General features: G+C 41.5%; 11 protein-coding genes. 4 read left to right on the forward strand and 7 right to left on the reverse strand.

Annotated elements, in window-relative coordinates:
* Window positions 1-19 precede the first annotated feature (19 nt).
* Both AC4CVD_RS14995 and AC4CVD_RS15000 read right to left on the reverse strand, forming a co-directional pair.
* Window positions 20-1,279: a dicarboxylate/amino acid:cation symporter gene (locus AC4CVD_RS14995; RefSeq protein WP_419277351.1), complete on the reverse strand. Its 1,260-nt coding sequence runs from the start codon at window positions 1,277-1,279 to the stop codon at window positions 20-22.
* A 230-nt stretch (window positions 1,280-1,509) separates the two neighbouring features.
* Window positions 1,510-2,382, reverse strand: a complete 873-nt coding sequence (locus AC4CVD_RS15000; RefSeq protein WP_114836546.1) for an acyl-CoA thioesterase — start codon at window positions 2,380-2,382, stop codon at window positions 1,510-1,512.
* Between the two features lie 291 nt (window positions 2,383-2,673).
* Between AC4CVD_RS15000 and plsB the strand changes: the two genes are divergently transcribed.
* Both plsB and AC4CVD_RS15010 read left to right on the forward strand, forming a co-directional pair.
* Window positions 2,674-5,247: a glycerol-3-phosphate 1-O-acyltransferase PlsB gene (plsB, locus tag AC4CVD_RS15005; protein ID WP_490753381.1), complete on the forward strand. Its 2,574-nt coding sequence runs from the start codon at window positions 2,674-2,676 to the stop codon at window positions 5,245-5,247.
* A 320-nt stretch (window positions 5,248-5,567) separates the two neighbouring features.
* Window positions 5,568-6,008, forward strand: coding sequence for a hypothetical protein (locus tag AC4CVD_RS15010; protein WP_490753382.1), 441 nt, complete (start codon window positions 5,568-5,570; stop codon window positions 6,006-6,008).
* 137 nt (window positions 6,009-6,145) lie between these two features.
* On the opposite strand, the gene AC4CVD_RS15015 is transcribed toward AC4CVD_RS15010, so the two are convergent.
* From AC4CVD_RS15015 to AC4CVD_RS15025, 3 genes are all read right to left on the reverse strand, one after another.
* The gene (locus AC4CVD_RS15015) at window positions 6,146-7,078 is read right to left on the reverse strand and encodes an IS5-like element ISAha2 family transposase (RefSeq protein ID WP_419284437.1); all 933 of its coding nucleotides are present in this window, start codon (window positions 7,076-7,078) and stop codon (window positions 6,146-6,148) included.
* A 214-nt stretch (window positions 7,079-7,292) separates the two neighbouring features.
* A complete protein-coding gene (locus tag AC4CVD_RS15020; protein ID WP_490753383.1) occupies window positions 7,293-7,817 on the reverse strand; it encodes a hypothetical protein in 525 nt (174 codons plus the stop codon).
* A gap of 241 nt (window positions 7,818-8,058) precedes the next feature.
* The gene (locus AC4CVD_RS15025; RefSeq protein ID WP_490753384.1) at window positions 8,059-8,874 is read right to left on the reverse strand and encodes an NAD-dependent epimerase/dehydratase family protein; all 816 of its coding nucleotides are present in this window, start codon (window positions 8,872-8,874) and stop codon (window positions 8,059-8,061) included.
* 33 nt (window positions 8,875-8,907) lie between these two features.
* Between AC4CVD_RS15025 and recG the strand changes: the two genes are divergently transcribed.
* Entirely contained in the window at window positions 8,908-10,953 is a 2,046-nt protein-coding gene (gene recG, locus AC4CVD_RS15030; protein WP_201706821.1) for an ATP-dependent DNA helicase RecG, read from the forward strand.
* Complete coding sequence (locus tag AC4CVD_RS15035; protein WP_125273538.1) at window positions 10,940-11,587, forward strand: ComF family protein; 648 nt, start codon at window positions 10,940-10,942, stop codon at window positions 11,585-11,587. The genes recG and AC4CVD_RS15035 overlap by 14 nt, the downstream gene beginning before the upstream one ends.
* Here AC4CVD_RS15035 and AC4CVD_RS15040 read toward each other — a convergent pair whose 3' ends face one another.
* Both AC4CVD_RS15040 and AC4CVD_RS15045 read right to left on the reverse strand, forming a co-directional pair.
* Entirely contained in the window at window positions 11,588-11,992 is a 405-nt protein-coding gene (locus AC4CVD_RS15040) for an NUDIX hydrolase (protein ID WP_004691357.1), read from the reverse strand.
* Window positions 11,989-12,588, reverse strand: a complete 600-nt coding sequence (locus AC4CVD_RS15045) for an LOG family protein (RefSeq protein ID WP_004691359.1) — start codon at window positions 12,586-12,588, stop codon at window positions 11,989-11,991. Before AC4CVD_RS15045 ends, AC4CVD_RS15040 begins: the two co-directional genes overlap by 4 nt.
* Window positions 12,589-12,727 lie beyond the last annotated feature (139 nt).

Consider the following 12,727-nt stretch of genomic DNA (forward strand, 5'->3'; position numbering starts at 1 on the left):
TTTTATTTTAGAGCAAAACTTAAGACGGATTCGATAAATTGGGCAAAGGTGCATCCAGATCCTGGGTATGTCGATCCACCACCACACTAATCATCATGTCACCTTGTACATTCACCACAGTACGCACGGTATCCAGTAAGCGATCAATCGGTAATAAAATCGCAATCGCTTCAGCAGGAAGCCCGACAGACTGCAATACCATAATCATAGTGACCATGCCTGCACTCGGAATCCCTGGAGCACCTAAAGAAGCAATCATCGCCGTCAGACACACCACCAGCTGCTGACTCAAGGTCAAATCGAGTCCCATCAAGTTGGCAATAAACAAAGCCGCCGCTGCCTCATACAGCGCAGTACCATCCATATTGAGCTGCGTCCCCAACGGAATCACAAAGCCTGCCGTTTGCGGACGTACACCAAGATTTTCTTGCGCACACTTGAGGGATAAAGGCATAGTTGCCGAGCTTGAACTGGTGGCAAAAGCCGTAATCAACGCCACACGCGTGCCTTTAAAAAAGGTCATCGGGTTCATCTTGCCAAAAATCCACAGTAATAGCGGCAAAACCACCAGACCATGAAAAATGGTAGTGCCCGTTACCACAGCCGCAAACTCTGCCAAACGACTCAATACAGAAATGTCTTCAGTGGCAATCAACTTAGCAAGTAAGGCAAAAATTCCTAGCGGGGCTAGCTTCATCACCCAACCAATCATCAACATCATGATGTCAAAGAACTGTTGACTCAGCTTACGTACGGTACGGAATTTTTCGCCGCCCTTGACGAGTGCCACACCTATGAACAACGCAAAAACCACTACCGCTAAAACATTGCCTTCGGCAAAGGCTTTGAAGGGATTAATCAGCGTATTTTGAATAAAGTTGGTGAAGAACGAAGATGGGGTGAGCGTATCTGGAGTTTGATGAGCGGCCATGGCGTCTTGGAACATGGCGATATCGACACCTTTGCCGACTTCAAATAAATGCGCGCAGCTTAAACCCAATATCAAGGCCAAAGTCGTGGTGGTGACACAGCATGCCAGCGTAATTTTCCAAACACGGGAGAGCTGTCCGCCCGCTTGCAAGTTGGATACTCCCACCACAATTGAGCTAAAAATGAGGGGAATCAATAGCATTTTTAACAGACCAATAAAAATACTGCTGACCACCCCGATTCCATACAAACTCATCTCTAAAAAAACGGTACCCGGGAAAAGATTGAGAACAAATCCGAAGATGACCCCAAAGATCGCTGCAATTAGAATTTGCGTGTTTAAGCTCATAGCTTCATGCTTTTCAAAGATTTCTTTGGGAAACTATGCCATGTGAACAGGTGAGAATCGAGCATTTTTTTGTCACAAGTACTGCACATTTCCCCATATACCTCTCCCCAAAAGATGAGACCATTACAATTCAAGCTCAACTTCTAGCTCTGCTCTGACCACCTTTCAGTCATAAAGTCGGTCATAAAAAAAGCTGAGTCATATCACTCAGCTTTTTCTGTACTTAGGCTTTATTGGGCTTCGATTTCACGGAGCCGAATCAAACCTTCTTGAGTGGTACTACACACCAACTCACCGTTTTGCCACATTCGTCCAAAATTTAAACCTCGTGAACTGGCACTGACTGTGGCATCCATGTCATACAGCATCCAGTCATCCACGCGAAAGGGTTTATGGAAATACATGGCATGATCGATACTCGCACACTGTAAACTTGGCGAAAGATAACTTAAACCATGCGGGCGCAGTGCCGTGGTCATTAAAGTAAAATCTGAATAGAATGCCGCAATCGCCTGATGCAATGAAATCTCATCCACCTCTGCTGCTATACGGTCATGCGTGCGAATGTAGTGCGCATACACAGGTGCTTCAGGCTGCGGTTGGTACGGGTTCTGTGGATTGATTGGACGAATTTCCACATGACGATCGCGCATGAAACTTGCACGCACATTTTCAGGCACAAATTCCACCATCATTTTTTTCAGTTCAGCCTCAGACTTTAAAGACTCGGGTGCTGGATACTCAGGCTCACCGATTTGATAGTTCAGGCCGTCTTCATTGTCAGCAAAAGACACCATACACATAAAGATGGTTTTACCATGCTGAATAGCGCGCACTTGGCGACTGACAAAACTACGACCATCACGAATTCGATCAACTTCATAGATAATCGGTGCGTTCACATCGCCACCAAATAAAAAGTATGCATGTAAAGAATGAGCTGGACGATCCGTCGTATATGACGCTGCACGTAGGGCCTGACCTAAGACTTGTCCGCCAAAAACACGCTTCCCAACCAAATTACGGCTTTGTCCACGAAAGATATTTTCCTCAATTTTTTCGAGGCTCAGTAATTCAACCAACTCTTGGGTTAAGGCATTCATAAGCAACCTACTTAATGGTGAGAGACCAGATTTTTCTGTAAAGTGATGAGGTATGATATCGATATTAAAATCTATTTTGCCATAAATTCAGACTAAAACCCTATAGATTGCTTGACTGAGTTGTCATAAGTTTTTTTCGTTATTTCCGACTAAAAATACGATTTTTAACGATAAAATTCACCATATAAAACAAATTTGTCAGGAAATGACATACGGTTTATGTTTACAATTACGCAAAATAAATACCCCTTCAGACAAACTGCGGGATTGGTCATTTAAGCAGGAGTGTATATGTCCAAAAGTGGCTTTGGTCAAATGTATAGAAAGCTTTCAAGTAAGCTTCTTGACCTCATAGTAACCCCACATGTATTGGGTGAGGTTCCAACAGAACCGACAGCAACAGATGCTGACCCAGCAGCTTCAGGCCATCCCAAAAAAATTGTCTGTTATGTGCTTCAAAATCACTCACGCAGTAATGCGCTGTTGGTGGATGGTGAAACACGTCGTTTAAAGCTTGCTCCTGCACTCGATCCTTTGGTCGTGGGGACACATCAAGAAAAAGCATCGATCGTGTTTTTACAGCACAACGATGAAAATAATTTACTGAACCCTTCACCACACACCTTTCCACCGCGCCTGTTACGTCTAGTTGAAGCTTTAGAACAACAACCCGATTTAGACGTGGAGCTGGTGCCTGTGACGGTACTGTGGGGACGTTCACCGGACAAAGAAGACTCTTGGTTTAAATTGTTATTTACCGACACTTGGGCAACGCCAAGTACGGTGAAGCAGCTGATGAATATCGGTTTACATGGTCGTCAGTCATTTTTAGAGTTTCATGAAAGTCAGTCTTTACGTACCTTGGTGAACTTTGCAAAAACCACCTATCCGAATTTATCGCCTGCGACCTATATTCTAAACACCTTAAATAATCAGCTCGATGCACACCGTGAGGCGGTACTCGGCCCTGACCTTTCAGACCGTCGCAACGTGATGCATTCATTGATTAAAGCCAGTGATGTACAGGATGCGATTCGCCGTGAAAGTATCCGCGGCAAAATTAGCATGTTGGACGCAGAACGTCGTGCTATTGGTTATGTCAATGAAATCGTATCGGACTACTCGCATTCAACCATCCGTTTTGCAGAAATGGCGCTAGCACGTTTATGGACGCAGCTCTATGACGGGGTTGAAGTCCATAACTTCAATACGGTTCGTGAGTTGGCTAAAGACTACGAAATTGTGTATACCCCATGCCACCGTAGCCATATCGACTATTTACTGCTGTCTTATGTGGTGTATAACCGTGGTTTGATGGTTCCTTATATTGCTGCGGGCGATAACTTAAATATGCCATTTGTTGGGCAAATTTTACGTGGTGGCGGTGCATTCTTTATTCGCCGTACTTTCCGCGGTAATGCGCTCTACACTTCGGTCTTTAAAGAATACCTATACAGTATTTTGTCGCGTAACACGCCTTTAGAATACTTCATCGAAGGTGGTCGTTCACGTACAGGTCGTCTGCTACCACCGAAGACAGGTATGTTAGCCATGACGGTGCACAGTCACTTGCGTGGGCGTGCCAAACCGATTGTCTTTGTTCCGACCTATATTGGCTATGAACGATTGATGGAAGGTGCAACCTACGTCGGTGAGATGAACGGTAAACCAAAAGAAGCCGAGTCTGTCTTTGGGATTCTGCAAACTTTACGCAAAATTGAACGTATTTTCGGAAAAGTACATCTCAACTTTGGTGAACCCGTTTTCCTCGATGACATGCTGAAAAAGCATGGCGCTGAGAATGTACAAATTGCTAAAAATGATGATCCAATTCCGCAAGAAGTCTCTGATGCCGTCAACAGTTCTGCACATGCGATTTTAGAAAATATTAACCGTGCGGCTGTGGTGAATCCTGTTTCATTACTATCTTTAGTTCTGTTGGCCACTGAGAAGCATACGCTTGATGAAGAAATCTGCATCAAACAGCTCGATACCTATCGCAAGTTGTTGACGACACTTCCTTATGATGAGCGCCTCTTGGTAACACCATTATCAGGTAAAGAAATCATTGCTTATGGTTTAAAGCTAAAACTGATCAAACGCGTCAATCACGTACTGGGCGACATTATTGCGATTGCGGACAATCAAGCGGTACTGCTGACCTACTTCCGTAATAACATTTTGCATGCCTTTGTATTGCCATCACTCGTTGCCGCTTTGGTTGAACACAATGGAACCATTGGCCGCGGTGATTTAATCAATGTGATTCGCACGCTATATCCGTTCTTAAAAGCAGAATTGTTTTTAAAATGGGAAGATGCTGAACTCAAAGATCAAATCTGCGCTTATGTAGACGGTTTGATTCAAGCTAAACTGATTTCTGAAGATGCCGAAGGCCACTTGATTTCCCCTGCTCCAAACAGCGAAGATCATAACCAATTGGTGGTATTGGCTGCGCCAGTCATGCAGAGTCTTGAGCGTTACTACATGACGCTTGCGCTGATTACGCAACGAGGTTCTGGGAACATTTCAGCACGTCAGGTTGAAGAGCTCAGTCATTTGGTGGGTCAGCGTTTGTCTGTCCTATATGAGTTCAATTCACCTGAATTCTTTGATAAAGCCTTGTTCCAGAGCTTTATTAAAGTGCTCACGCAACAGGGTTATATCAGCACCAACTCAGACAACGCGATTGTGTTTGATGAGAACTTTCAAAACGTTGCGCAATATGCCAACTTGGTACTAGATGATGTCACGCTACAAATGTTGCAACACATCACTACTTTCAGCGATGAAGAGCTAAAAGATGTACTAGACCGAGTCGCTGCTGAACAGGCGAAGAAGCGTTTGAAACGTAAGAAGAAGTAATTTTTTAAGTGCATAGGTATCTACAAAAGGTAGGTATCTATGCTGTTCAACAAAAAAATACTAAATAAAAAATTTAAGCCAATATAGGTTAAATAGATAAATAGTTAAGGAATACTTTTTATAAATTTGGACTTTACCTAATTCTATTTATGATCCATATATCCATGAATTAGCAAGAAATATAAACTTTAAAATTAAATACTGAACAACAAGCTAGTACAACCAATCATTAATGATCCAGTAGAATATAAATTAGTTTCAAATATTACGCTAATTACAGTAGTTCCACTGCTTTTCTTAATTTACTAAAGTATAAAATAATGAAATATATAGTTCTTTTAAGTATGTTATTGGCATCATTATCACTCATTGGTTGTAAAGAAAAACGTGTACGTTATTTTAAATATGAAATTGTAAGCAATGAAAGTATTTGTTCATTGAAACCTAAGGAATTTTTTGATTCTAAAGAGTTTTCAATGTTCGATACATTTTTTAGAGATATGGCTGGAAACCCTAATGATGAATTATCAGAAACTATTTATAAAGAAAGTTTAAAAAATCTATCTAATACAAATAGTAAATATATTTTTTGCTTTTCAAAAAGTAGTTTGAAATCAGATTTTTTAGAAACATATATTCAAGTTGAACTACAAAGAGGGAAAGCTTTTCGACAATACGAATTTAAAAATTATTTTTTCATAAAAAATAATAACTTAATTAATTTCACTGAAAGAGAAAAAAGTATAGAAGTATGCGAATAATGTTTTTTTTTATATAGTTAACATAACACCTCTTACGCTATATTATTAAGTTTTTATATAAATACCAAAACTTTAATTAAAATAGGCTTTGTTGCACAAAGATTTAAAAGATAACACTCTGCTCATTTGAACAGAATTCAAGTGACAACTTGGGTATGAGGACGACCTAATTCTGTAAATTTGTTCAATACGGCTATGCGTGCATGAATCTCATTCACCTGACTAGAAAAACTCCTTGCTGTTAATTTATCACCTAATAGTTTGATGCAATGCATCTTGGTTTCAACTAAACTTCGACGATGATAACCAGACCATTTTTTCCAAAGCGTTCTTCCTAAACGTTTAACTGTTTTCAGTAACTCATTCCGCTCTAAAGATCTCAATTTCTGATCTTTCCATGGTTTTGCATTTTTTCTTGGCGGAATGAGCGCATGTGCATCTCGATCTAGAATGACTTGTCTGCAGTGCTTCGTGTCATAAGCACCATCGGTATAGACCGAATCAATTCGTTCATCTAAGGGAATTTGAGCAAGTAAATCACCGAGTACTTGCGAATCGCTCACATTATTTGTAGTAAGCTGTACTGCACGTATTTGCAAGGTTTCAGCATCGATGCCAATATGAAGCTTACGCCATTGGCGACGATATTCAGGTCCATGTTTCTTACGTTTCCACTCACCTTCACCTAGAAACTTTAAGCCAGTTGAGTCGACGAGTAGATGTAGCCCATCACTACTTTTTTGATAGCTAATCGCAATATCAATATGTTTTTGTCTTCGACAAAGCGTACTGTAATCTGGTGCGGTCCAATTTAATCCACAAAGTTTAATCAGACTTTGAACAAAACCTGTGACCATGCGTAAAGAGAGTCTAAATAAAGATTTGATCATTAAACAGCATTGAATAGCCGTATCGGAGTAAGTTTGATTTCGACCTTGCTTGTTTTGTGGTTGTGCATACCACTGAGTGTTTGGATCAAACCAAATGGAAATGTTGCCCCGATTAATGAGAGCGTGATTATAGGAAGACCAGTTGGTTGTACGATAAGTTTTAGGAGTAGGTTTATTCATTTTGAAATTATAGGACTGAATAAACCTTATAGGCTAGGTTTGTGCAACAAAGCCTCTTAAAGCAGCAGAACAAAACCTACCTGAAGCTCAGAGTAATGCAGCATATATATATGCAAATACTTATAATGATTTAGAAAAAGAAAAATTTTAGTTTACTAAATCATATGAAAATGGCAATGCGGCAGCAGGTGAAGCTTTAAAAGAGTTGAATGAACTATCTTCTAATTAAATCATAGAATAACGCACTTGAAACAACTATAACTAGAGTAATAATTACTCCTTGTATTTCAAATAGTATAGATAAAAATAAAGATGTACCAATTTTAAATAAATTATTTGAAATTAGTATTTTACTATTACTTATATTTACATATAATGGATAATTATTCTTATTGTATTCATTCCATAGCACTTCATTTTTTTCTTTAAGTTTTTCACAGTTGTCTAAAAGATTGATTCTATACACTCCAAAAAGTTTTTCGTTTTCTCCAATATATTTCCTTTTATCAAAAGAGTATTCATACTTGATGTATCGATAAGCAGCTCTATCGATGCCCCTCCTCCAAGGTTCACTTGAACAATAAGTATATGTTTCTATAATCTTAAAATTATTAACTTTAACCCAATTACTATGAGTCATTAAAAAAAATTTATTTTTTAATAGTGGCGATGATGTTATAAAAATAATAAGTATCAATGTCGATAAAATAAACATTAGATAAAATTTGTAATTTTTCATCTTTTTCCTATCATCAATTTTTTGAATTTTGAGTAGTACATAATTTAGGGGATTATCAATACTTTTTAAATTAACATAATACACCTTATACGAAATTCTTAAAATTTTCCTATAAGCATCAATATCTTAATAAAAGCCGTTCTAGGGTTAAACGCACTGGAACGGATTTGTCATGATTCTTCACGTTCCACAGCCATTTTCCAAACGATGCTTCACATTTTTTATGAGTGAAAATAAAAAATTATTTTGACTCACGCTCTGCTAACAACGCCAAATAATCATCAAAACAATGAGAATGCTGTAATTCAAAATTCATCTGCTGCATACGTGAAGCATAAATTTGCTTGCCTGATGGCACATCACTTTCCAAAATCAAAACTGGCAGTCCTAACTGCTGTTGAAACCATTGGATGATTTCATGTAAAGGTAGCGGTTGGCTATTACTACAAATGTAAGACTTTTCAGTATGTTCCACGTGAAGCAATTGCGCTAAAAAAGCAGCCAAATCCTCAACATGAATTCGGTTCGACCAATGCAGTTTGGGATAAGATTTTGTGGTCCCCGCAAGTTTAATCATACGTGCAACTGAAGTCCCATAAATTCCTGTTGGACGTACAATCACACATTCAGAGGGATAAGCCTGTTGCCACAAAGTTTCCATATTCAATAGCACCTGCCCTTGTGCATCGCTCGGTTGGGGACTAGTGTCATCATCAACTCGCTCACCTGCACTTTCACCATAAACACGTGTGGAAGAAACCACGATCACTTTTTTTAAAGGATGGCTTTTTAAGGCATGTAGCATGGGTGCAATCGAGTCTATAAAAGTTCGCTGATACGCCTCCACCGTAGTGCCCTCAGGCGAGAGTAAGATATATACGGCATCAATCGGTGCGACTTGAGACAAATCCAACTGATGAATATCTTGAATCAAATGCTCAGCCCAATCATCTGATTTCGGACTTCGGCTAATTGTGGTAATTTGGTGGCCTTGCTGAAATAACTGTTTAGCAACACGCTGAGATGTTTTACCATAACCTATAAATAAAATATGCATTTAGCACCAAATCACAGACAAAGTTGAGGGGACATGGCTGCAGTCCATCAGTTGCAGGGGGTCGGAGCTGCCTCTGCTGCACTACTTGAAAAGTTGAATCTCTTCACTACAGATGATCTGCTGTTTCATCTGCCACGAGACTATGAAGATCGTAGCACGATCATCCCCATGAACCAATTGACTGTGGGGCGTAGCTATTTACTCGAAGGCACGATTCAAGGTGTAGACTTTCCGCCTGGTAAACGTAAATCGATGGCGATTGGACTGCAAGACGACTTTGGCAAAGTGACTTTACGCTTTTACCATATCTATAAAGGCTTAACGGATCGCGCAAAGGTTGGCAACCGTCTGCGTATTTTTGGTGAAGTCCGTGTGGGTGCGCGTGGTCTGGAAATGTATCACCCCGAAATTCAACTCATTACAGAACATACGCCACTTCCACAAACCCAACTGACTGCGATTTACCCCAGCACAGAAGGTCTGACGCAACCTAAGTTTCGTGAATACATCAAACAGGCTTTAGCCAAGCACAGTGATGATTTACCTGAACTGCTGCCCGCAAAATTTACCAATGGCTATGCACTTAAACAGGCGTTGGATTACATCCATCATCCTCCTGTAGATGCCAATATGCTGCAACTGAGCCAAGGCTCACACCCTGCCCAGCAACGTTTGATTTTTGAAGAGTTGGTTGCGCATCAGGTCAGTCTATTAAGCCGTCGCGCCTATATCCAACAAATTGAAGCACCACGTATTTCTGCCAGTCGTCAGTTTGCCAAACAACTGCTCAGCAGCTTGCCTTTTGAAATGACCAATGCACAAAAGCGCGTCTCCAAAGAAATTGTACAAGACTTAAAACTTAATAAACCGATGTTACGTTTGGTTCAAGGCGATGTCGGTGCAGGCAAAACCTTGGTCGCTGGAGTCGCAGCCTGCCATGCCTTAGAGGAAGGTTGGCAAGTGGCGTTAATGGCACCGACTGAAATTTTGGCGGAACAACATTATCTCAATTTTAAAAAATGGTTTGAACCTTTGGGACTCAGTGTATCTTGGCTTTCAGGTAAACAAAAAGGCAAAGCACGTGCCACAGCCGAACAAGCAATTGTCGATGGCACAGCGCATCTGGTGGTGGGTACACACGCCCTGTTTCAAGACAATGTCCGCTTTGCCAAACTTGGATTAGTAATTATTGATGAGCAGCACCGCTTCGGGGTCGATCAGCGCTTAGCCCTACGCAATAAAGGCGCGCAGAATATGACCCCACATCAATTGGTCATGACCGCAACGCCGATTCCACGAACTTTAGCCATGTCTGCCTATGGAGACTTAGACACGTCCGTGATTGATGAACTTCCACCCGGACGAACGCCGATTCAAACCGTGACCATTCCACTTGACCGTCGTGAAGAAGTCCTACAGCGTATTGCCAGCAACTGCCTCGAAGGCAAACAAGCCTACTGGGTCTGCACCTTAGTTGAAGAGTCTGAAACCTTAGATGCTCAAGCTGCTGAAGCGACCTATTTAGAAATTAAAGAACGTTTCCCCGAACTCAACATTGGCCTCGTACATGGCAAAATGAAAGCCGACGAAAAACAAGCAGTGATGCAACAGTTTAAAGCCAATGAATTACAACTCTTGATTGCGACCACAGTGATTGAAGTGGGAGTCGATGTACCGAATGCCTCGATCATGGTGATTGAAAATGCGGAACGTTTAGGACTCTCTCAATTACACCAATTACGTGGCCGTGTTGGTCGAGGTGCCAAGGCTAGCTTTTGCGCTCTGTTATATAAAAGCCCGCTGTCTCAAAATGGACAAGAACGCTTACGCGTCATGCGGGAAACCAATGATGGCTTTTTAATTGCCGAAAAAGATTTGGAAATTCGTGGCCCTGGTGAATTGCTCGGTACCAAACAAACGGGTGATATGGGCTTTCGTGTGGCGAAACTAGAACGCGATGATCATTTGCTCAATCAGGCACATTATGTCGCAGCTCAGATTTTAAAAGACTATCCACAAAATGCTGAAGCCTTACTGAAACGCTGGCTGCCTGAAGCACCACGCTATGCCTATGTTTAGTCATCTGCTACATACTGCCAAACAGTTGCTACACAGAGCACAGCCCTGTCAGTTGTGTGGCATTGTACGCGCAGATCTACATTCGGTCTGTTTGGATTGCTGGCAACAACTCCCACTGCATCCACAGACCATTGAAAAACAAGAGCTGAGTATTCATGTGGCGGGACATTATCAATATCCTTTAGATCATCTTATTCAGCAGTTCAAATATGAACAACAACTGCATTGGCAGCCTCTACTGTCAGGCATTCTTCAGCAAATTCGCTTCCCTAAAGTGCAAGCAATTGTTCCAATGCCGATTTCGAGCCAGCGTTTAGCCGAACGTGGCTATAACCAATCAATGATCCTCGCCAAAGACTTAGCCAAGCAGCTAAATGTGCCCATTTGGCAACCTGTGATACGACTGCATCAACATTCACAAAAAGGACTCAGTCGACTGGAACGCTTAGATCAAATTCATCAACAGTTTAAAATCGATCCACAGCAACGTCAGTACGCAAAACGCTACCGGCGTGTTTTGATTTTGGATGATGTTGTGACCACAGGCAGCTCCATTCAGGCACTGACTTTACAACTTGAACAATTGGGTTGTCATAAAGTCAGCGCCGCGTGTATTGCCTATGCACTTGAATAATTAGACTACGTCAATCAGCAAATGTTCACGTACCCATGGCATGACCACCTCAGTGGTTAGCGGTGCAAGTGCAGCCTGCTGGTCATTCAAACTGACCCATTTCATTTCTGCAATTTCAGCCGCAATTTGTGGCGCTTGCTGAAGCTGAACATGGTAAACATAGCTCACCAATTTAAAATCAGGTTCATTGGCAGTGGCAGTTTCAAAACGACCAACAAACTGTTCAATCGTCGCATCACTTCCAATTTCCTCCCGAATCTCACGCAGCATGGTTTGCTCAGGTGCTTCATTGGGCTCAAGCTTACCACCCACTTGCATAAAACATGCGGTGTTCTGCTTACGCACCAACAAAAGCTGCTGCTGTTCATTCACAATAATAGCCGCAGCGACAGTAATCACCTTCATGCTTTGACATCCAACAACTCAGGATCAACCATGCCCCACTTCGGTTCAGGTGCTTGGAACTGATCCATCTGCTTTAAAATTGCTTTCACTGAATCCGATACAATCAGGCTGTCGGTAAAGCGTGCATGGGTAAAGCCTTTGTCGGTGGTCATCTTTAGGAATTTAAGTAAATCATCATAAAAGCCATTTACATTTAAAAAGGCATTCGGCTTGAGGTGAATGCCGAGCTGAGCCCACGTCCATTGTTCAAAAATTTCTTCTAAAGTCCCTGCGCCGCCAGGCATTGCAATAAATCCATCCGACAAGGCTGACATTTTCAGTTTACGCTCTTGCATGTCTTTAACGACATGTAACTCGGTCAGGCCTTGATGCGCCAGCTCACGATCCACCAGCACGTGTGGAATCACGCCAATCACTTGACCGCCTGCCTCTAAAGCACTGTCTGCCACAATACCCATTAAGCCCGAACGACCACCACCATAGACCAAGGTTTTGCCTTGTTCTGCAATGGCGTGTCCAACCTGACGTGCTGTTTCGGAAAAGATTTGATCTGAACCTAATGCGGAACCACAAAAGATCGCAATTGAATTTGTCATTTTTTACTCTGATATTTAATTGTCATGCAACTTCACTAAAATGAATGGATATTTTTTAGCAATTTAACCATTCGATCAGTGTTTTTATTGCAATCCTTGTCTAAAATACACCCATCCACTTCAACCATTACTGCGCAAA

This window comes from Acinetobacter sp. LipI_23, from assembly GCF_058243045.1.